The sequence below is a fragment of the Flavobacterium psychraquaticum genome (genome assembly GCF_034497725.1).
In the GTDB taxonomy this organism is placed as follows: domain Bacteria; phylum Bacteroidota; class Bacteroidia; order Flavobacteriales; family Flavobacteriaceae; genus Flavobacterium; species Flavobacterium psychraquaticum.
The window spans coordinates 266506-287975 of the sequence record NZ_JAXKVR010000029.1 but is presented as its reverse complement, the minus strand read 5'-3'; the positions used below and the strand labels follow the sequence as shown (position 1 = coordinate 287975).

Genomic DNA, 21470 nt, shown 5'->3' with positions numbered 1-21470 from the left:
AGCGCTAAATCTAAAATTCTTGCTATTTACAAAATCTATTCATTACTGGAAGTTTCAGAGTTTAAAAATTCTCATTTTCTTAAAACCACGAAACAGTAAATGCATTAGTATTTCCGTAAAGGAAAATTCATAAAATTACTACTAGCAAGAATATTTGCAAAATAGATTACAAACAAAAGCCACTAAGTATTGCTACTCAGTGGCTTTAAAAGCAAATTAACCAAATTATAATTTATCGCTTATTGCCATCCACCACCAAGGGCTCTGTACAATTGGATGATTGCTTTGTATTGCTGAAATTTATTATCTACTAAACTCAATTCTGCATTTAATGCATCGTTTTTAGACGTTAAAACTTCTAGATAATTTGCTAAACCATACGTTAATAATTCATCTGAAAAATCAGAAGCTTTCTTCAATGCATCAACTTGTTTTTCTCTAACCGTTAATTTGTAAGTCTCGTTGTTGTATTGTGCTAACGCATCTGAAACTTCTTTTCCAGCGGTTAATAACGACTGTTCAAACTGTAAATAAGCTTTTTCTTGATTGGCTTTCGCTATTTCAAATTTAGTTTTTACCTGACGTTGGTTGAATATTGGTTGAGTTAAACCCGTAATGATATTCGCGAAAAGTGAATTCGCACTAAACCATTCTTTTAAATCAATACTCTGAAGTCCGCCTGAAGCTGTAACTTTAAAAGTTGGATAAAAGCCACTTCTTGCTACATTCGTCATTTCGAAATTCGCAATCAAATTGTATTCTGCAGCCACAACATCAGGTCTGTTTCTTAACAAATTTGCAGGAACACCTAAAGTGATATTCGGTTGCATCGTTTGTGATTCAAAAGTATTACGTTCAATATTGGTTGAAGCTTCGCCTAATAAAACACTCATTGTATTCTCTAAGAAAATAAGATTGTTTTTTAAATCCGCGATAATAAGTTCGGTTGCATATTTCTGTGCTTCGGTTTGTTTTACACCAACTTCAGAAACGTTGCCCGCTGTTTTCAACGCTAAAATAGTTTCGATGCTTTGGTCTCTGTTCACTAAAGTTTTTTCAGCTACTTTGATTTGAGCATCTACCGAAAGTAATTGGTAATAAGTGGAAGCAATAGTAGCAATCAATTGTGTTTTTATCGCCTGATTTACTGCTGTTGTTTGTAAAAATGCGGCTTTTGCACCGCGTTTATTACTTCTTATTTTCCCCCATATATCAGCTTCCCAAGATAAATTTCCTGCTAATTGATATTGATCGGTGCTTCGGTCTGAAAGTAAAGCGCCAAACTGACTATTTTTAGACAATTCTTGGTGCGTCCAATCCGTACTAGCAGAAAGCGTTGGGAAATAACCTGCTTTTCCTTGTTTCATAGTTGCTTCAGCAGCCACTAAATTTTGCATCGCAATGCGAATGTCCAAATTGTTTTCCAGTCCTTTTTTAATGTAACCTTGTAAAAGTGGATCGGTAAAAATTTGATCCCAAGACACATTTCCTAGTGAAGTAGTGTCGGTTGCCACTACTTCATTTCGGTATAAATTTTCTGTTTTTAATTCAGGTCGTTTGTATTCTTTGGCAACAAAACACGATTGCATAATTGTTGCGGTGATTACTAATAATGCACCTTTATATAGTCTATTTTTCATTTTCTTCTTCTAAAAGTGGTACTTCAACTTCTTTTTCTGCAAATGGTTTTCCCGAAATTCTTTCTTGCAAACTTTGGAAAATAATGAACAAAATTGGAATAACAAATACTCCTAAAATGGTTCCTACTAACATTCCACCCACAGCTCCCATTCCGATAGAACGGTTTCCTACAGCTCCAACTCCAGAAGATAATGCAAGAGGCAATAATCCGAAGATAAAAGCTAAAGATGTCATTAAAATTGGACGTAAACGTGCTTTTGCTCCTTCAATCGAAGCGGCAACAAGATCCATTCCATGTCGACGTCTTTGTATTGCGAATTCCACAATCAAAATGGCATTCTTGGCGAGCAGTCCAATTAACATAATCAGGGCAACTTGGAAATAAATATTATTTTCTAATCCAGCTAATTTTACAAATCCAATCGCACCAGCAATTCCTACAGGGAGAGAAAGCAATACCGAAAGTGGTACTAAATAACTTTCATATTGGGCACTTAACAAAAAGTAAACAAAGATTAAACTCAATAAGAATACACCAATTGCTTGACTTCCAGCTAAGATTTCTTCACGCGTCATTCCTGAGAATTCATAGGTGTAAGTTTTCGGTAAATGTTCGGCTGCTACTTCTTGGATTGCTTTAATTGCATCTCCAGAACTGTAACCTGGTTTCGCTTTTCCAGTAACGTTAACCGCTTTTAGCATATTAAATCGAGCGACAGCTTCAGGGCCGTAAATTCTTTCAAAATCTACAAATTGTGATATTGCTACTTTTTGTCCTGCTGCATTCTTAATATAGATATTGTTAATCGATTCTAAGTTTTCACGATCCGAGGCTTTTGCTTGAATCATTACACGGTATTGTTTTCCGAATTTGTTGAAATCCGTCGTATACAATCCACCATAATAACCTTGCATTGTGTTGAAAATATCTGTTACAGAAACACCAGCATCTTTTGCTCGTTCCACATTAATATCCATTTGGTATTGTGGGAAATTCGGGTTGAAGTTGGTAATCGCGTATTGAATTTCAGGTCGTTTCATTAATTCACCTAAGAATTCATTACTTACTTTACTCATCGTAGCCCAATCGTCATCACCTTTATCTTGTATTTTTAGTTCGAAACCATCTGCTGATCCAAAACCTTGTACACTTGGAGGTGTGAAGAATAATGCTTTTGCATCTTTGAAATGAGCGGTTCTTCCAAATAACTCGCCAACAACGGCGTCAACCGATTGATTAGCTTCTTTACGATCTGCCCAGTCTTTTAAACGAATTACTGTAAAGGCATAAGAACCTCCATTTACTCCATTTAATAAACTGAAACCAACAACGTTCATTCTAGCTTCGATAATATCCATTGAGGCTAAGATTGAATCCAATTCTTGAACTGCTAATTGGGTTTTTTCTAAGGTTGTTCCAGGAGGAAGCGTTAAATCTCCCATAATAATTCCACGGTCTTCATTCGGAATAAATCCAGAAGGCGTAGATTGGAATAATAAAATAGTAATTCCTGTAAAAGCTAACAAACCTACCACTGTAATCCATTTTTTTCTAGCTAAGAATCCAAGAGACTTCACATATTTATTGTTCATTCGGTCAAAACCTGCATTAAAAGCTAGGAAGAATCTCTCTTTGAAGTTTTTCTTGCTGTGATCTGAATCTGCGTGAGGTTTTAAAAACAAAGCACATAAAGCCGGACTCAAAGTCAAAGCATTAACTGCAGATATCAAAATAGCAATAGCTAAAGTAATTGCGAATTGTTTGTAAAACACTCCAGAAGGTCCGCCTAAGAATGAAACAGGGATAAATACCGCTGCCATTACTAAGGTAATCGAAATAATTGCTCCAGTAATTTCGCTCATTGCAGAATGCGTAGCTTCTTTTCCGGTTTTAGCACCTTCATCAAGCTTAGCGTGGACGGCCTCGACGACGACAATTGCATCATCGACCACAATTCCAATCGCTAAAATCATCGCGAAAAGCGTTAACATATTGATAGAGAAACCAAATACTTGTAGGAAGAAAAATGTTCCAACAATAGCAACTGGTACTGCAATAGCAGGAATTAAAGTCGATCTAAAATCTTGTAAGAAGATATAAACCACTAAGAAAACTAGTAAAAACGCTTCAATCAAAGTTGTGATCACTTTACTAATAGAAGCATCTAAGAACGTTTTAGTATTATAAGGAATTACATAATCTAATCCATCAGGGAAAGACGGTTTTGTATCATTAAGAATAGTTAAAACTTCGTCAATAATATCTTGTGCATTAGAACCAGAAGTTTGGAATACACCAACGGCAACACCTTGTTTACCCATTGCAATATTCTTAGTTCCGTAGTTAAACGCATCTAATTCAACCGTTGCAACATCTTTCAGGTGAAGGAAATTTCCATTTCCAGTCGCTTTAATAACGATGTTTTCGTAATCTTTTACTTCAGACAAACGCCCTTTGTATTTAATTACGTATTCGTAAACTCCTTCAGCATTTTCTCCAAATTTTCCAGGAGCGGCTTCTACGTTTTGTTCTTGTAAAGCTGCTTGAATGTCTTTTGGTGTTAAGTTATAAGTTGCCATTTTTGCTGGATCAATCCAAATTCGCATCGAATAATCTTTCGCACCAAAAACGTTTACTTGTCCAACACCTTTTACACGTTGTAATTTCGGTACAAGGTTAATTTTTGCATAATTCTGAATATACGTTTCATCATAAACGTCATTATTAGAATATAAAGCAAAAAACATCAAAGCACTCGTTTGACTTTTCACAGTTGTAACTCCAGTCTGCAATACAGCTTGTGGTAATTTTGAAGTAGCACGCGCCACTCTATTTTGAACGTTTACGGCAGCTAAATCAGCGTCAGTTCCTAACTCGAAGTAAACTGAAATTTTAGCAGAACCGTCATTGGCAGCAGAGGAAGTCATATAAGTCATTCCTTCTACACCATTGATTTCTTCTTCTAGTGGAATTACTACACTATTTAATACTGTTTCAGCATTTGCACCTGTATAAGTTGCACTAACTTGAACAGTTGGCGGAGCAATTTCCGGGTATTGTTCTACGGGTAATGACATCAATCCTAAAACACCTAAAATGGTAATTAAGATGGAGATTACGGTGGAGAGAACGGGTCTCTCAATGAATATTTTTAACATCTCGATTCTTATTTGTTAGCAGTTGTAGTTTTTGTTTGTACCGAATCTTTAGCAACAGCTTCAACTTTTTCAGGAGTAGCCGTTTTTGCTTGTGGTACAATTTCCATATCATCTCTCAATTTAGAAGTTCCTTCAATTACGATAACTTCACCATTTGAAAGCCCAGAAGTAACAATAAAATTCATCCCAGAAGCTCCATTAGTTTCAATGATTCTAGATTTTACTTTGTTGTCTTTTTCAACTACATAAACGATTTGTTTTCCCTGTACTTCAAAAACAGCGTTTTGTGGTACAATAATAACGTCTTTACTTACAATTGGTATACGAATAACACCGCTACTTCCACTTCTTAAGATTCCTTGTGGGTTTGTAAATTCTGCTCTAAACTCGGTTGTTCCGGTTGTAGCATTCATTAATCCATTAATCGCAGTGATTTTTCCTTTTTGATCGTATTCTGAATTATCTACTAAAAGTAAAGAAACTTCAGGAACTGATTTTAATTTTTCTGCTGTCGTGGCGCCGTTGAATGTTTTATTAAAAAACAATAATTGTTTCTCATTCATAGTGAAATAAGCACGAACATTTTTAGTATCTGATACTGTTGTTAATGGCATTTCGCTAGTTGGATTTACTAAACTTCCTGCTTTATAAGGTAAACTTCCAACAACTCCATTTACAGGAGAATAAATTGTTCCGTAGCCAATGTTTGCTGCGATACTTCCATAAGCACTTTTCGCTTGTGCTAATTTTGCTTTGGCAGTTTCTAATTGAACATTACTTATAATTTGACGTTCCACAAGTGGTTTTAAACGATCTACTTCAACTTGCGCCGCTTGAACCATTGCTTTTGCTGCTGATCCATCTTGATTTAAAGTTTGAGTTTCTAATTTAAATAAGATTTGACCTTTTTTTACAACCTGACCTTCATCAACATAAATTTTTTCAATAAATCCATTAACTTTTGAACGAATTTCAACATTTTGTTGTCCTTCAATACGTGCTGTATATTCTTGGAATACCGTTGCGTCTTGAGTCGTTACTGTTTGAACCGGAAAAGGTGCTGGACCTTGAGGTGGCGCTTGTTGTTCATTTTTTCCACAAGAGGAAATAACAAGCAAAACAGCTAATATAGGAACTAATTTTTTCATCATTTTGTTAATTTAATTTATTATTTATTTAAGGTTTCTATTTCTTTAAAATCGGATATTGTCCTCACTATTAGATCTTCCACTTGTTCTAAATGTGTTTTGTAAAATCGCACATTCTCTAAGCTAAATTGTTCTTCGGAGCAAGACACTGTTTTTACTCTGTAGTGAATCATCTTATCAATTATCAGTTGTTCTGACTTTAGCATTTTTAGATAATTTGAAAAACGATCGCTCAGAGGAGCTGGTTTGTAATATTTTTTGCGGTCACCTGCAATTGTGAAGTAGGTGATTTTTTCCATTTTAAGAAGTAAATTCAAATTAGTAGAAATTGAACTTTTACTGGCCCCTAGTTTTTCAACTAAGTTTTCAAATGTCAATCCGGTTCTACAGCCATCAACAATTAACATCCCTAAAATCCTTCCTGCTAAGGGTGAAATGTCAAATACAGACTCAAAGTGAATACCGAACATTTCGATGATTTCTTCTCTTTCTTTATGTGTCGATTCCATTATTTTTTTTGCAAATATACGACAGGTTCGTAAAACACCGAACCAACAGAACTTAAATTTTTGTTAATTAAATTTTAACTCAGAAAAATAGCGGAAGCTTATTTACGTACGCTAGAAAGATTTCAAAAATTACAATAAAGCGGATAATTAAAAATTTCAGGATTTAATTAACACAATAAATTATAATTATTATCTTAGTGTTTCTTAAGTATTACAAGCGACTTCAATAAAACCTATTCAATTAAATGCAATTATTATTAATAATATTTTCGATACTAATTATATTAGCAACCTTAATTCCACTTGTAAAAAAGGAATATTGGGTGTTTCGCGTTTTTGAATATCCTAGATTGCAAAAATTAGTTGCTAATTTATCGTGTATTGTTCTATGGTTAGTTTTTCCATCTTTAGACATTACAATAAGTAGTTTTTTTTTGATTGTACTAGTTCTTAATGCAATTTATATTATTTATCTAATTTTGCCATTTACTAGAATTTGGAAGAAACAAGTACTTAATTTTACTAAGGAAATTGAAGGCAATGAAATTAGTCTGATGATAGCCAATGTGTATCAAGATAACACAAATTATAAAGGTTGTTTGAAGGAAATAAATAGAGTCAATCCTGATGTAGTTTTATTATTAGAAACGGGTCCTAAATGGGAAGAGGAAACTAGAATTCTTGAAAATGATTTTCCTTATTGCATAAAAGCTCCGTTAGATAATACTTATGGCATGTTGTTGTATTCCAAATTGGCTTTAGAAGATAGCTCGGTTAGGTTTTTAGTAGAAGATGATATTCCATCCATTCATGCAAAAATTATACTTCGTAATGAAAAGAGACTTCAGTTATATGCTGTTCATCCAACGCCACCAGTTCCAAATGAAAATCCAACTTCTATGGAACGTGATAAAGAATTACTGTTAATTGCTGATTTAGCAAAAGATTCAGATATTCCTGTAATTGTTATTGGCGATTTAAACGATGTAGCTTGGAGTTTTACAACAGCCTTATTTCTAAAGATGAGTGGATTATTAGATCCAAGAAGAGGACGAGGCTTTTTCAATACATTCAATGCACATTATCCTTTTTTGAGATTTCCATTAGACCACGCATTTATTTCGGTAGATTTTAAGTTAAAAAAAATTAGACGACTTAATAATTTTAATTCTGATCATTTTCCTATGTTTATAAGCCTTCAATATGAAGAAATTGCAAAGTTTCAACAAGAAGGATTAGAGCCTGATGCGGCTGATATTCAAACTGCTAATGAAAAAAAACAAGCGGTGTAGTTAAGGCTGATTTTAGAAAAACGCTACAAAATGTGCTGTGTTTTAAAATCATCGAGATATTCAAAACAAAAAATCCTTAAACTACTGATTAACAGTGTGTTTAAGGATTTTATTAGTGACCTCGACTGGATTCAAACCAGTAACCTTCTCAGCCGTAATGAGATGCGCTATTCAGTTGCGCCACGAGGCCTTATTGCGGGTGCAAATATAGGAATAATTGTGTACATTGCAAGACTAAACTAAAAATAAAAGTAAAAAAAATGAACTTACAAGACTATATCCGTGATATTCAGGATTTTCCAAAAGCAGGAATTGGCTTTAAAGACATCACACCTTTATTGATTTCACCAGAAGCTACTAACTTTTGTTTAGAAAAATTAGTAAAATCACTTGAAAATATAAAAATTGATAAAGTAGTAGGAGTAGAGAGCCGTGGTTTTTTCTTTGGTACTTTGTTGGCTCAACAACTAAATGCCGGTTTTGTTCCCGTAAGAAAGCCTAAAAAGTTGCCTTATGAAACTATTAGCGCATCCTACGAATTAGAATATGGAAGTGATACTTTAGAAATGCATATTGATGCCATTAAAAAAGGAGATAAAGTACTGATTCACGATGATGTTTTAGCCACTGGAGGAACTGCAAAGGCCGTTTGTGAATTGGTAGAGCAATTAGGAGGGGAAATCGTTCAAATGAACTTCATTATGGAATTAACATTTTTAAACGGAAGAGAAAAACTAGGAACCCGACCTATTTTTTCCGCATTAGCGTATTAATCTAGGCTGTTCACAGTTACCCAATAGCGATAAGCGATAATTGCTTTTTGCCAATTTTTAGCATAAATAGGATTCAAGCCTTGCTTGGTGAAACTTGGTAAAATGATTTTATTAATCTTGGCCAAAACTTTAAACATTGCTATTTTTTTTGCAAATATAGTAAAATAATAAATCCCGAAGTTTTTCGGGATTTATTTGTTTTATTTCGTTTTTACATCAATACGTTTTATGGTAATAACTCCATTTTCAGCTTGAGATTGATCCGTTACTTCTACATAATAAATTTGTTTTGGATCCATCTTTAAAAACTGTTCTGGATTTGATAACATCTTTCCATTCACATATATGGATGGACCATTTTGATCAATTTTAACACTTGGTGAACCTGGGATTTTCAATCTATTATTATCATAAACAACAGTTTGGTTTCCGTTTTCAGTTTCGATTATTGTGGTGAATTTGACATTATTCTCATTTATTTTTTTTCTCTTTTCAATTCGATCTTCAATTTTTTCATTGTTAAGTTTAGAATTTTGTTGGGCTTTTATTTCTCTTTCTTTTTTAGAAAGCTCCATATTAGTTCTTCTTTCGGTTTTGCTAGCAATATATTCTTTACTAAGTTTAGAATTTTGTTGTGCTTTTAATTCTTTTTCTTTTTTAGAAACTTCCAATTCATTTGTCGTAGTTCCTTTTGGTTCTTCAAATGATACTGTTTTTCCATCTATTTCAAAACTGCAATTTCCAGTAATTATAATAACACCATTTTTTCCTTTCTCACCATATTTTTTAATTCCTTCTTCCTTATTTAGTACCTTTATCTTTTCTGCATATTGAATATTCGTCCTAGAAAGTTCGTTGTATAAATACTCTTCACCATTAATAATGTAAAGTTGATTATTGGTTGGTTGATCTGATTCTGATGAATTAGTTTCTTTAATTTCTAGATTAGAAACTTCAACAACTGCTACAGCAGCATCTTTTATTTCAATTTGATTCGGACTATTTGTCGACAAAAATTTAAATTTTTCTTTGATAGATTCTCCTCCAAATCCAATTTGTCCTTTGCTGTTTTCATCTAATTCTTTATAGAAACGAATAGGGTTTATAGGATTTCCAGAATTATCTTTGTAGTCCATCGCACCTTCATTCCCCATTTTGTCTTTGAAATTTATTTTTATGGCGGTTATTTCATTATTTTTATTTCTCTTTATATTGTTAACATTTAAAATAATATCATATTCGTTTTTTAATGAATTAACTTCATTTTGAATGTAATCGTTTGAAGAATTTTTATCTATTATTACTTCAATTATTTCTACAGCTCTTGCAGCTAACAGTTCTTTTTCCTTCACCTGAGCAACAGTTTCTACTTGAAACAATAACATAAAACCGACTAAAACCGGAAGTATAAAAGCATACTTCAAAACATTTCTTTTGTGTGATTGATTGGTGTGTAACATAACGATTCGTTTTTTGATTAATGATTGATAAAATTGATTGGTAATACTTAAATTGTGTTGATGAGTCACAACTTTTAATAAGGTTCTTTGATAGTCATATTTGTTTTCGATTTGCTCAAAACTCAACTTATCTGCTATATATTCAAGATTTTGTAAAATGGCTTTTCGATACAACCAAATAATAGGGTTAACCCAAAGTAAAGCACAGAATAATTTCGAAAGCAGTACATCCAACGAATGTTTTTGTGCTACGTGAATGCTTTCGTGCGTTAAAATATGTTGCAATTCATTTTCGGAAAATCTATTTTTATTAATTACAATATAGTTGAAAAATGAAAAAGGATTTTCAGTGGAATTAGAATGAACCAAAGAATAATTATTTAACTTTTGAATGTTTTGATTGCTAATTTTTTTGAAAAATGAGGCTAATTCAATACCAATTTTCAGTAAGATTAGTAAACTAATAGTGCCGTAAATAGTAAGAAGGATGACAGACCAGTCAAATTGAGGTTCTTGAATTGCTTGCATATTTTCTAGATTATCAACCATAATATTTCTTGTTTGAAATTCAGGAATTGGAGTAGTTTCAATCCAAATAGTTTTGGTAAATGTCAACAATGGCAATGTTACCGAAACAAATAACCCCGTCAATAAATACCAACGATTTGAAGTGAAGAATGTTTCTTTTCGTAAAAATAAAACATACATGAAGTAGAACAGAATCAAGAGTCCGTTAACTTTCGCGAAATAAATTAGGTAGCTTTCCATATTTATTTCTATTCTTCGATTAATGCTAAAATTTCACGCAATTCTGATGCCGAAATCTTTTCTTCTTCCGCAAAATAAGAAACTAAATTTTTATAAGAACTATCAAAATAGTTATCAATAGCGGTCGACATAAATGCTTTTCGATACTCTTCAATCTTCACAATGGGAAAGTATTGATGCGTTTTTCCATAAGCAGTATAGCCTACGTATTCTTTCTCCTCCAAATTTCTAACTATGGTGGAAAGTGTATTATAATGCGGTTTATCTTCTGTAATTTCTTCTAAGATGTCTTTTACAAAAGCTTTTTTCAGCTTCCATAAAATGTGCATAATCTCTTCTTCTTTGTTGGTTAACTTTTGCATAGCTATAGTTTTGTTATTCTGAATTATCGAAGAACAAACTTATAACTATATTTTTAGTTACACAACTATTTATATAGTTAATTAACTTCTTTTTTAGTTAATAGATTGCGTGGCGGTTCTTTTTTAACTAATTTAATTACCCAATAAAACAGTAAAACACCAATAAAGCCTAACGTTCCCATAAAAAACCAATTGCCTTGATAACTAAAACGATCAATTATTTCCATTCCGGTTTTTGCACTTAAAATGTGCGCCATACTAAAACTCATTGTAAAAATTGCCATATAACGGCCTTCGTGACCAATAGGAGCACGACTCATAGCAAAGGAATTCGAAAATGGAAAAGCTAGCATTTCTCCAAAAGTCATAAAAAGCATCATAATAATTAAGAAACCTGCCCAACCATTCCAAAGAAGAATGTAAAAACTACCAGCCATTGCAAAACACCCGTAAGCAAGTATTTTTAGTTTGTTGATTTTGTGTTTCTCAATATAGCTCACAATTGGCATTTCTAGAAAAAAGATTAAAAGACCATTTAAAGTCAGCAATAAGCCCGATTGAAATTCCGTTAAATTAAATTGTTCCTTGTGGTATAGCGGTAATGTAGTAAACAATTGAAAAAATAAAATACCAGTAATTAAAGTTCCAAACAAGAAAATCCAGAAGGGTTTGTCTTTAAAAACAGAATGCGTCAATACTTCACCTGGATGTTCCTTATCCGTGTAAATGGATTTCTTTTTCTCTTTTACTTGCCACCAAAATATTGAGATTGCTAAAATACAACTGGCACCGTCTACCCAAAATAGGCCTTTATAACCAACGTTCATAATTAACAATCCGGCCATTGCGGGTCCGGCTGCGAAACCTAAATTGACAGCCAAACGTACTAAAGTTAATGCTCTAGTTCTGTTTTCTGGTTTGGCATAAGCGCCTAAGGAAACGAACATTGCTGGTCGAAACATATCGGCAACTGCCATTATTAAAAAAATCGCCAATAATAATCCGTGGTAACTTGTAATTGTTTGTAAGATAAAGAATCCGATTCCGCTAACTAATAAACTGAAAATCATTATTCTATAAAATCCGATTTTGTCTGATAATTTTCCACCTAGCCAAGATCCTAACATCGAACCACAACCAAAGCTTACCATTATCCAGCCGACTTGGCTGTAAGAAAACCCTAAATCTTCCTTCAAATATTTCGATAAGAAAGGAAGCACCATCGTTCCTGCACGGTTGATAAAAGTAATTAAGGTAAGAATCCAAATTTCGCGAGAAAATCCCCTGAAATTATTAATGTATCTATGGAAGGCTCGTTGTAACATTATGCAAATTTACAAAAGCCAAATTGATTAAAATGTTATAGAAATTATATATTTTTGTAAAAATCGAATCCAATGAAAATAATACTAGTTTTTCTTTTTTGTTCCACACTAGCTTTTGCACAAAAAGACTTGTCAGATGCTATAAAATTTCAAGCTGAATTAAATATGAGTTTTTCGGATTCATTAAAAAGTCCGTTGATGATAGAAGATTTGAACCAATTCGAGGGTTTAGATTTTTATCCAATTAGCGAGAAGTTCATTGTTGAAGCTACTTTTATTCGTACTAAAAAAGAAAAGGCATTTCAAATGAAAACTACTACAGCGCGCACTCCAATTTATAAAAAATACGGTGAATTACATTTTGAAATCGATGGGAAAGAGTTAAAGTTGAATGTGTATCAAAATATTGAATTGAATAAAAAACCGGGTTTTGATGATTATTTATTTTTGCCCTTTTCGGATGAAACTTGCCAAAAAGAAAGTTACATTGGCGGAAGATATGTAGATATGAAGATTCAAAAAGGGAAGAAGTGGATTATCGATTTTAATAAAGCTTACAATCCGTATTGTGCTTATAATTATAAATATTCTTGTCCGATTGTACCTTTGGAAAATGATTTAGCGATAAAAATTAATGCAGGCGTAAAAAAATTCCATGACTAAATTTATCAATTTGCACACGCATCAGTTTTTAAATTTATCAGATGTAATTGCGGTCGTAAATCAATACCCGTGGGAGTTTAACAATTCAATTCCTAATTATTCCATCGGAATTCATCCTTGGTATATAGACGAAAACCGATTAGAACTAGATTTAAATACTATATCAGAAAAATTACAACTTTTCGATTGTTTAGCGCTTGGCGAATGTGGTTTAGACAAACGAATCGAAACTCCGATGGAACTTCAAACTGTAGTTTTCAAACGACAATTGGAATTAGTAAAGCAAACGGATAAGCCAATTATTTTACATTGTGTGGCAGCCTTTGACGAAATAATTGCAATTAAAAAAGAATTAAAAGTCGAAAATCCGATGATAATTCACGGTTTTTCAAAAAATGAACAAGTTGCTAATTCCTTACTAAAAAACGGATTTTATTTATCTTTTGGAAAATACTTACTTCGTTCCCGAAATATCGGGACAGAATTGGAAAAAGTATTTAAATTTGCACCGGAAAATAAAATTTTGTTAGAAACGGATACCGTTGAAGAATCCATTTATGAAGTGTATGAAAAAGCAGCGGTCATCAGAGGAATTTCAGTTGAAAAAATGAAAGCAATCGTATTTCAAAATTATTCAAATATTTTCAAAATATAAACCCGTAGCGACAAGTTATAACTTGTCTTTTTTAAGTAATTTATAAAAAAAATAGTCAACAAATATGACAAAGTGGAAAGAGAGAGCTGTTTTATTGTTTAAAGAAGAAGGAATTCATAAATTAGAAAACGCAAATGTTTTAATTGTAGGCTTAGGCGGCGTTGGTAGTTTTGCAGCCGAATTTCTTGCACGGGCAGGAATTGGAAATATGACAATTATCGACGGCGATGTGGTTGACATAACTAATATTAATCGCCAATTACCAGCTTTGCACAGTACAATTGGTCAATCTAAAGTAAAAGTTGTAGGCGATCGATTGCTGGACATTAATCCGGAATTAAAATTGGTACGAATAGAAGAATTTTTGTCTCCTGAGCGAGTTTTCGATGTTGTTACAGCCGAATTTGACTACGTTTTAGATTGTATCGACAGTATAACGCCAAAAGTAAATCTGATTCTTGCTTGTAAGCGCAAAAGAGTGAAAGTTATTAGCAGTATGGGTGCTGGTGGAAAATATCATGGCGAAAAAGTAAAAGTAAAAGATATTAGCAAAACAGAATACTGCCCATTGGCTAAAAACATCAGAAAGCGTTTAAAGCTAGAAGGAATTTCAAAAGGCGTGAAAGTTGTTTTTACCGATGAACGTTCAGATCCTGATAGTTTGCAAATGACGGATGGTAAAAACTATAAGAAATCTTTTTATGGAACAAATAGTTGGATGCCTGCTTTGTTTGGATTGTATGCTGCTGAAACGGTTGTGAAGCATTTGATTGGAAAAGGAAAAACGAAATAAGAATAAAAATAAAAAAATCCCTCTAATGAATTACTTCTCTCAGAGGGATTTTTTTATTCTTGAGTTTGCGGTTCTTCATTTGGAATTACAACTTCGGTTGTTGCAGTTGGAGTAATTGGTCTTACGAATTTAGGAGCTTCTTTTCTTTTAATAGGTACATATATTTCAGTTACCCATTTTGACGGTTTTCGTTCTTTTGGTAAACTTACTTTGTAAATCTCAATATATTTACCGAAAACGTCTTCAATTAATTTTTCTTTTTTGACGTAATTTACTGTTTTTGCCCAAGCTTCTTTCTTATGAGAATAATCGCCAGTTAAAATCGTTTTAATCGCTAAAAACTCGTCAAAATGGCCACCTGAAATATCACTTCCTTCTGTTGTTAGAATTTCTTCTTCCACTGGAACACACATCGCAAAGCTGATTTTATTTTGTGGCAACTTTTTATTATCAAAAACAATAAAAGGTAAACCAGTAATTTTAATTTCATTTTGCGCTACAAATGAAATCATATTCTGCAATAAGCGTTTCGATACTTTTTGAAAATCTGCAGCAGCACAAGTATCAATTTGTTGAATGTAATTTGTAGCGTGCTTAGTAACTAATCCTTCTATTTCGATGGTGTAAGTAGACAATTCTTTTACTAAATAATTGTCAATATTAATTAATCCGTCAACTAACTTGTCGCCAATTACATTGTGTACTCCGCCTTGTAATGCATTTGCTAATTTTGATTTGAAATCCATTTTCCCATTCAATTCCCAAGTAACTAAAGTTCCTTTTTTAGTATTTTCAAAACGAAATAAAGACTTGTTTGGGTTTTCAGCAAAAAATAGCTGTTGTGATAAAGTGTCGTTTGAAGTGATGCTATCATTTTTAAAAACAACTTCGTTTTGATTCCATGGACTCCAATTTTGCAATGCACTTGTGTCGGAAACAAAATTAAAGAGAATGTCTTTTGATATTTTAATTTCTTTGCTACGAATTATTTTGTAATCACCTGGTTGCGTAGCGACAAACACTACAAAAGCTAGGCTGAATAATAGGAACAAAAGAAATATATATTTAAGAATTCTCATTTAAGGTTAAATTTGGTTTATCAAATGTAAGAAAATTATTCTTTCATAAGGTATTTGATGACAAAGAGTAGACCAATACAGATTAGAAATCCAATAAGTACCCAATAAGTTCCTTTATAAAACGGTTTCAATGATTTTAAATCTCGGCGATAAACAATAACCATTGTAATAATAAAGACTATCACAAAAATGACTGCAAAATAATTTTGTCCTGTTGAAAACATATTGAAAATTTTTACAAAAATAACGATAAATTAGGTTCAAATTTTTTAATTTTAGTAAAATTAATACGACAAAGATGCAAAAACAATTAAATGCTGTAAAATTATTTCACGAAACCTTTGGATTAGGGGTTAGTACTGAAATGAAAGCCGATTTAGGTATGTTAAAAAATGAACTTCGTTTTAACTTAATGAAGGAAGAAAATGAAGAATATTTAGAAGCAGTACAAAACAACGATTTAGTTGAAATTGCCGATGCGTTAGGCGATATGTTGTATATTTTATGCGGCACAATTGTAGAACACGGATTACAACATAAAATAGAAGCTGTTTTTGATGAAATTCAGCGCTCAAATATGAGCAAATTAGATGAAAACGGAAAACCAATTTACAGAGAAGACGGAAAAGTGATGAAAGGTGCAAATTATTTCAAACCAGATTTCACACAAATTTTAAAATAAAAAAAAGCGATTTCAACTGAAGTCGCTTTTTTATAAATCATCGCTACTAATTATTATATTTTAATCGTCCAACCAAAAGTATCTTCTTCTTGTTTATATTGGATATTAGTCAATTTTTCTTTGATTTCTAAAGCTATTGAATTTTCAATTTTAGGTAATTCGAAATACTCCTGTTTGTACCCAAATCCTACAATAGGATTAATTACGGCAGCAGTTCCAGCTCCAAAAATTTCTTTTAGAGAACCGTCTTTTGCAGCAGCAATCAATTCTTCTACTAAAACCGAACGAACTTCAACTTTAATGTTTTCCCTTTTTGCCAATTCAATAACACTCTTACGCGTCACACCGTCTAAAATACGTTCGCTTGTAGGAGCAGTGTAAAGGGTGTCATTAATTCTAAAGAAAACATTCATTGTTCCTGCCTCTTCTAACTTAGTATGCGTTGCATCATCCGTCCAAATAATTTGCTGGTAACCTTGTTCGTTAGCTAATTTTGTTGGATAAAATTGTGCCGAATAATTTCCGGCAGCTTTTGCAGCACCAATTCCACCATTTGCCGCCCTACTAAAATGTTCAGCAATAATTACTTTTACTTCACCTGAATAATAAGCTCGCGCTGGCGATAAAATAATCATAAAACGATACGATTGCGAAGGTGCAGCTATTACACCATGACCTGTTGCAATCATAAAAGGTCTAATATATAAGGTGTTTCCTTTTCCTTTTTTTACCCAATCTTTTTCAATTTCCAAAAGTTTGTGTAAACCGCCCATAAAAACGTCTTCAGGAACTTCTGGCATTGCCATTCTTGTAGCACTTTTATTAAAACGGTTAAAATTTTCATCAGGTCTAAATAACCAAACTTCATCTTGCTCGTCTTTAAACGCTTTCATTCCTTCAAAAATAGCTTGTCCGTAATGGAAAACTTTTGCAGAAGGATCAATTAAAAAAGGAGCATAGGGTTTTATAACAGGTTTTTGCCACTTCCCATTTTCAAAATCACAAACCAACATGTGATCTGTGAAAACGGTTCCGAAAGTTAAATTTTCAAAATCAACTTCCTTAATCTTTGAATTTGAAACAGTAATTATCTCAATATCACTTAAAGTTTTTAATTCCATTTGGCTAAATTGTTATATATTATGTATTTTAAATTATTGGCAGTTAAATTGCCGAATTTCATCAATTTTGTACAAATTTAGTAAAAAAAAGCATCTTTATTTTTTCTTTTCTAAAAATAATTATCAACAACTAACAATTCAATATTTTATTATACGATTTGGTAAATCATCAATTTCTTTTACTTAACCTATGGATAAGTAAAAAATAAAGTTATTTTTGCTACATAAATTATTAAAGAAATGAAAAAAACGATACTATTTTTAGCATTAGCGGCCTTTTTCGTTGGTTGTGAGCAAAAGAAAGAAGTTACTCCAGAAGTAGCAAAAGTAGAATATGCAAAATTTGGCGATTCAATTTCTGACGAAGGTGCTTTGTCAAATGAAGCAATGTTGGAGAAATTTGCGTCTTTAAAAGAAGGCGATACGCTCGATGTTAAATTTAAATCTGCAATCAATGAAGTTTGTCAGAAAAAAGGATGTTGGATGTCTGTTAATTTAGCCGGAGACGAAAAAGTTTTTGTTAAATTTAAAGATTATGAATTTTTTGTCCCAATGAATGCTCAAGATAAAGAAGTGGTACTTAATGGCAAAGCGTATGTAAATGTAGAAAGTGTTGCCGATTTAAAACATTATGCAAAAGATGCTGGAAAATCACAAACCGCTATCGACAGTATTACAATGCCAGAAGTTAGATATTCCTTTATGGCAGATGGTGTTTTAATTGCGAAATAATGAAAAAAGTAGCCTTAATTTTATTTATCGGAATTTTCCTTAATTCTTGTGGAAAGAAAGAAGCTGAAGTTGCTGATAAAACAACTGATTCTGTAGCTTGTGCAACGGATGCAAAATCAAATAAGGAAGGTTTTGAGATGTATGAAATGTCTGAAATGGCAGCTTTAATGGAACAAATGTATGTTGATAATGAACGTTTGAAGGAACGAATTATTAAAGGTGATACCATTGGCAAATTTCCGCAACATTTCATCAGAATACATAAATCCGTGATGACGGATGAAACTGATAAAGATGCTTTTTTTGATGAACAAGCTGCCAAATTTATAAAAGCACAAGAATTGATTTATGAAGATCCAGCCAATGCAAAAGAACACTTTAATAAAGGAATTGACGCTTGTATTAAATGTCACGAAGTAAAATGTGGCGGACCTATTCCTAAGATTAAAAAATTATACATAAAATAATATAATTGCAATAAAGAGTAAGGTTTAAGATTGATTTCTTGAACCTTTTTCAATTTAACTAGTTATGAAAAGAGAAATAATAATAACAAAAGACGGTTCAACTACTATAAGAATTCCGGAATGGGATGAGAATTATCATTCGACGCATGGTGCCATTCAAGAAGCAAAACACGTATTCATCAAAAATGGATTGGATTTATTTCAAACTCAGAATTCCGTTTCAATATTAGAAATTGGTTTTGGAACAGGTTTAAATGCTTTCATTACTTTTTTGGAAACCAAAACCAAAGAACAGGTCAAATATGTAGGTGTAGAAGCCTATCCAGTAGCTGCGGAAGAAGTGAGCCAAATGAATTATGCGTCACAGTTAGATGCTGCTTCAGAACAATCTGTGTTTGATTTACTGCATTCAAGTAATTGGGATATTGAAAATAGTATTACTGATAATTTCAATTTAACTAAAAGAAAGCAATTTTTTCAAGATATTACGGATAAAAATTGTTACGATTTGATTTATTTTGATGCGTTCGGATTTCCATTACAACCGGAATTATGGAGTGAAGCAATATTTCATAAAATGTATGATGCACTTTTACCAAATGGAGTTTTAGTGACTTATGCTTGTAGAACACCAATAAGAAAAGCAATGTTAACTGCCGGATTTTCAGTGGAGAAATTGCCAGGAGCTCCAGGAAAACGCGAAATGCTAAGAGCTACCAAAAAGAGCTGAATTTTAGTGTTAAATAATAATTTAGCAAAATATTAGCTTTTTTTTAAGAATGTAAATGTTTTTTGAGTCTTTTTTTGTTTATCTTTACTAAGAGTTCTTACAACAAGATTTAACAAATACATTAAAATAAATATGCCCCAAAGTATGTTTTCTTTCACCAAATCAATTTTGGAAAGAGTAAGTTTTGATGCTAAATTATTTCGAAAGGAATTAGAAAAAGCAGTTCGCAATCTGCTTCCTTATGAAATAGAGCAACTGCGCGATTGGCTTTTACAGTTTACTGAGGAAAAGCCCGAATTAAGACAGTGTTTGATTTATATTAATTAATCCATAAAAGAAAGTCCCGTTTTAGCGGGACTTTCTTGTTTTACTATCTTTTTGGTTTTGGACTTATAATTTGAACATCACTAAATGCTATTGCTCCTCTAACAACTCCCGATATTACATCGCGCAAAGCGTTAATAATATGAATTTTCAATTCGTTCTTTGGATAAATTAAACTGACTTCTCTTGCTGGCTTTGGATCTTTAAAAGGTCTTAACTTTGTTTTGTTTTTATCGTTTAAATCTAAAGTGTGTAAATAAGGAAGCAATGTTGTTCCCAAACCCTCATCTGCTAGTTTAATCAGCGTTTCAAAACTTCCACTTTCAATTTGAAAATGACTATCTGCTATGTATTTGTTGTTTTTACAAAGGTTTAAAATCCCATTTCTAAAACAATGTCCATCTTGTAAAAGTAATATGGTGTCTAAATCTAAATCATCGATAACAATCTCACTTTTTTCAAAACTATTATGTTTTTCAGGAATATAAGCTACAAAAGGTTCGTAATAAAGTACAATTTCTTTTATACTTTCTTCTTCTAAAGGTGTGGCCGCTATAGCACAATCTAGTTGACCATTCTTTAACTTTTTAATGATTTGTTCCGTAGTTAACTCTTCAATAATTAAATTAACTTTTGGGTATTTTTTAATGAAATTCGTAAGAAACATCGGCAATAAAGTGGGCATCACCGTTGGTATAATTCCAATTTTAAATTCACCGCCAATATATCCTTTTTGTTGATCTACTATGTCTTTAATTCTTCCTGCTTCATTGACAATGCTTTTGGCTTGCGTTACAATTTTTTCACCAATTTCTGTAAGTATAATTGGTTTCTTGCTTCTGTCGAAAATTAAAATGGCTAATTCATCTTCTAATTTTTGAATCTGCATACTCAAGGTTGGTTGCGTAACAAAGCATTTTTCAGCAGCCAAAGTAAAATTCTTGTGCTCGGCAACTGCTAAAACATAATAAAGTTGTGTAATAGTCATTGTATTGATTTATTTGATGCAAATATAAAAACAATCAATTTAATTTATAGGAATTATGTCCGATATTTCGTAAATTTGAGATAGAAAATAAGTATAAACGCTGAATTTCCTTAAGAATTTGGAATAAGTAGTTTATTAATAAATAATACAGTTATGAAAACAAATAGTTTAGGATTGCCTATCAAAGAATCAGAAGAATTAGTAAATGAGTTGAACGGATTATTGTCAAATTACCAAATTTATTATCAAAATTTAAGAGGATTGCATTGGAATATTCGAGGAAAACGATTTTTCGATTTGCATATTAAATTTGAAGAATTGTATAACGATAGCCAACTTAAGATTGATTTAATTGCCGAACGTGTTTTAACATTAGGCGGAGTTCCGTTACATACTTTTTCAGATTATATCGCTAACAGTAAATTGAAAGTGGGAAAAAACATTTCTAAAGATGTAGATGCGATTCAATTGATATTAGAATCATTAAGTACATTATTACAAGTTGAACGTGTGATCTTGAATAAATCTGGAGCTATCAATGACGAAGGAACGAATGCAATGATGAGTGATTTTATTGCCGAACAAGAGAAAACGAATTGGATGCTTAAAGCGTGGATGGAAGAAGAAATATAATTTTTTTTTAGATTTTTTTTTGAAAAGAGTATAATTTATTAAGAAGTTGTACTCTTTTTTTGATTTACGGTATTCAACTCTAATAAATTAATTATTGTTGATTAAAAAAATGAAATTTTAAAAGCTGATTGCGTTTTTACGTTTAAATTTGTATCCGAAGTATATT

Annotated in this window: 22 protein-coding genes and 1 tRNA gene; 11 read left to right on the top strand and 12 right to left on the bottom strand. The window is 32.2% G+C overall.

The annotated features are described in order from the left end of the window. Positions 1–239: 239 nt before the first annotated feature. Genes T1L09_RS09465 through T1L09_RS09450 form a run of 4 tightly spaced genes read right to left on the bottom strand, consistent with a single transcriptional unit; the run spans position 240 to position 6457 of the window. Positions 240–1640 carry an efflux transporter outer membrane subunit gene (locus T1L09_RS09465; RefSeq protein WP_322550716.1) on the bottom strand — a complete coding sequence of 467 codons (1401 nt, stop codon included), beginning with the start codon at positions 1638–1640 and terminating at the stop codon, positions 240–242. After that, on the bottom strand, positions 1630–4800 hold the full coding sequence (locus T1L09_RS09460; RefSeq protein ID WP_322550715.1) for an efflux RND transporter permease subunit: 3171 nt from the start codon (positions 4798–4800) through the stop codon (positions 1630–1632). Before T1L09_RS09460 ends, T1L09_RS09465 begins: the two co-directional genes overlap by 11 nt. A gap of 8 nt (positions 4801–4808) precedes the next feature. Beyond that, the gene (locus tag T1L09_RS09455) at positions 4809–5951 is read right to left on the bottom strand and encodes an efflux RND transporter periplasmic adaptor subunit (RefSeq protein WP_322550714.1); all 1143 of its coding nucleotides are present in this window, start codon (positions 5949–5951) and stop codon (positions 4809–4811) included. Positions 5952–5968: 17 nt separating this feature from the next. Continuing rightward, on the bottom strand, positions 5969–6457 hold the full coding sequence (locus T1L09_RS09450) for a GbsR/MarR family transcriptional regulator (protein ID WP_322550713.1): 489 nt from the start codon (positions 6455–6457) through the stop codon (positions 5969–5971). Between the two features lie 245 nt (positions 6458–6702). Between T1L09_RS09450 and T1L09_RS09445 the strand changes: the two genes are divergently transcribed. Next, positions 6703–7749 (top strand): endonuclease/exonuclease/phosphatase family protein, encoded by a 1047-nt coding sequence (locus tag T1L09_RS09445; protein ID WP_322550712.1) that lies wholly within the window; start codon positions 6703–6705, stop codon positions 7747–7749. Positions 7750–7865: 116 nt separating this feature from the next. On the opposite strand, the gene T1L09_RS09440 is transcribed toward T1L09_RS09445, so the two are convergent. Further along, a tRNA-Arg gene (locus T1L09_RS09440) sits at positions 7866–7939 on the bottom strand. A 70-nt stretch (positions 7940–8009) separates the two neighbouring features. Here T1L09_RS09440 and T1L09_RS09435 point away from each other — a divergent pair. Continuing rightward, positions 8010–8522, top strand: coding sequence for an adenine phosphoribosyltransferase (locus tag T1L09_RS09435; RefSeq protein ID WP_322550711.1), 513 nt, complete (start codon positions 8010–8012; stop codon positions 8520–8522). On the opposite strand, the gene T1L09_RS09430 is transcribed toward T1L09_RS09435, so the two are convergent. The 4 genes from T1L09_RS09430 to T1L09_RS09415 form a co-directional block, all read right to left on the bottom strand. Next, complete coding sequence (locus T1L09_RS09430; RefSeq protein WP_322550710.1) at positions 8519–8659, bottom strand: SsrA-binding protein; 141 nt, start codon at positions 8657–8659, stop codon at positions 8519–8521. The genes T1L09_RS09435 and T1L09_RS09430 overlap by 4 nt on opposite strands. A 63-nt stretch (positions 8660–8722) precedes the next feature. Continuing rightward, complete coding sequence (locus tag T1L09_RS09425) at positions 8723–10750, bottom strand: M56 family metallopeptidase (protein ID WP_322550709.1); 2028 nt, start codon at positions 10748–10750, stop codon at positions 8723–8725. An 8-nt stretch (positions 10751–10758) separates the two neighbouring features. Next, positions 10759–11112, bottom strand: a complete 354-nt coding sequence (locus tag T1L09_RS09420; RefSeq protein WP_322550708.1) for a BlaI/MecI/CopY family transcriptional regulator — start codon at positions 11110–11112, stop codon at positions 10759–10761. Between the two features lie 77 nt (positions 11113–11189). Continuing rightward, the gene (locus tag T1L09_RS09415) at positions 11190–12437 is read right to left on the bottom strand and encodes an MDR family MFS transporter (protein ID WP_322550707.1); all 1248 of its coding nucleotides are present in this window, start codon (positions 12435–12437) and stop codon (positions 11190–11192) included. A 72-nt stretch (positions 12438–12509) separates the two neighbouring features. Here T1L09_RS09415 and T1L09_RS09410 point away from each other — a divergent pair, with 72 nt between their 5' ends. From T1L09_RS09410 to T1L09_RS09400, 3 genes are all read left to right on the top strand, one after another. Beyond that, positions 12510–13100: a DUF1684 domain-containing protein gene (locus tag T1L09_RS09410; protein WP_322550706.1), complete on the top strand. Its 591-nt coding sequence runs from the start codon at positions 12510–12512 to the stop codon at positions 13098–13100. Further along, positions 13093–13755 carry a TatD family hydrolase gene (locus T1L09_RS09405; RefSeq protein ID WP_322550705.1) on the top strand — a complete coding sequence of 221 codons (663 nt, stop codon included), beginning with the start codon at positions 13093–13095 and terminating at the stop codon, positions 13753–13755. Before T1L09_RS09410 ends, T1L09_RS09405 begins: the two co-directional genes overlap by 8 nt. A gap of 64 nt (positions 13756–13819) precedes the next feature. Continuing rightward, positions 13820–14548 carry a tRNA threonylcarbamoyladenosine dehydratase gene (locus tag T1L09_RS09400; protein WP_322550704.1) on the top strand — a complete coding sequence of 243 codons (729 nt, stop codon included), beginning with the start codon at positions 13820–13822 and terminating at the stop codon, positions 14546–14548. Between the two features lie 53 nt (positions 14549–14601). On the opposite strand, the gene T1L09_RS09395 is transcribed toward T1L09_RS09400, so the two are convergent. Continuing rightward, positions 14602–15627, bottom strand: coding sequence for a GyrI-like domain-containing protein (locus T1L09_RS09395; RefSeq protein WP_322550703.1), 1026 nt, complete (start codon positions 15625–15627; stop codon positions 14602–14604). Positions 15628–15925: 298 nt separating this feature from the next. Between T1L09_RS09395 and T1L09_RS09390 the strand changes: the two genes are divergently transcribed. Continuing rightward, positions 15926–16309, top strand: coding sequence for a nucleoside triphosphate pyrophosphohydrolase family protein (locus tag T1L09_RS09390; RefSeq protein ID WP_322550702.1), 384 nt, complete (start codon positions 15926–15928; stop codon positions 16307–16309). A gap of 53 nt (positions 16310–16362) precedes the next feature. Here the strand turns inward: T1L09_RS09390 and T1L09_RS09385 are convergent, their stop codons facing one another. Next, positions 16363–17430 (bottom strand): branched-chain amino acid aminotransferase, encoded by a 1068-nt coding sequence (locus T1L09_RS09385; RefSeq protein ID WP_322550701.1) that lies wholly within the window; start codon positions 17428–17430, stop codon positions 16363–16365. Between the two features lie 240 nt (positions 17431–17670). On the opposite strand from T1L09_RS09385, the gene T1L09_RS09380 reads away from it, so the two are divergent. From T1L09_RS09380 to T1L09_RS09365, 4 genes are all read left to right on the top strand, one after another. Beyond that, the gene (locus T1L09_RS09380) at positions 17671–18162 is read left to right on the top strand and encodes a DUF4920 domain-containing protein (RefSeq protein WP_322550700.1); all 492 of its coding nucleotides are present in this window, start codon (positions 17671–17673) and stop codon (positions 18160–18162) included. Continuing rightward, positions 18162–18629: a hypothetical protein gene (locus tag T1L09_RS09375; protein ID WP_322550699.1), complete on the top strand. Its 468-nt coding sequence runs from the start codon at positions 18162–18164 to the stop codon at positions 18627–18629. The genes T1L09_RS09380 and T1L09_RS09375 overlap by 1 nt, the downstream gene beginning before the upstream one ends. Positions 18630–18693: 64 nt before the next feature. Next, complete coding sequence (mnmC2, locus tag T1L09_RS09370) at positions 18694–19359, top strand: tRNA (5-methylaminomethyl-2-thiouridine)(34)-methyltransferase MnmC2 (RefSeq protein ID WP_322550698.1); 666 nt, start codon at positions 18694–18696, stop codon at positions 19357–19359. A 132-nt stretch (positions 19360–19491) separates the two neighbouring features. Further along, a complete protein-coding gene (locus T1L09_RS09365) occupies positions 19492–19686 on the top strand; it encodes a hypothetical protein (RefSeq protein ID WP_322550697.1) in 195 nt (64 codons plus the stop codon). Between the two features lie 43 nt (positions 19687–19729). Here T1L09_RS09365 and T1L09_RS09360 read toward each other — a convergent pair whose 3' ends face one another. After that, entirely contained in the window at positions 19730–20671 is a 942-nt protein-coding gene (locus T1L09_RS09360) for a LysR substrate-binding domain-containing protein (RefSeq protein WP_322550696.1), read from the bottom strand. Between the two features lie 153 nt (positions 20672–20824). Here T1L09_RS09360 and T1L09_RS09355 point away from each other — a divergent pair, with 153 nt between their 5' ends. After that, complete coding sequence (locus T1L09_RS09355) at positions 20825–21304, top strand: Dps family protein (RefSeq protein WP_322550695.1); 480 nt, start codon at positions 20825–20827, stop codon at positions 21302–21304. Positions 21305–21470 lie beyond the last annotated feature (166 nt).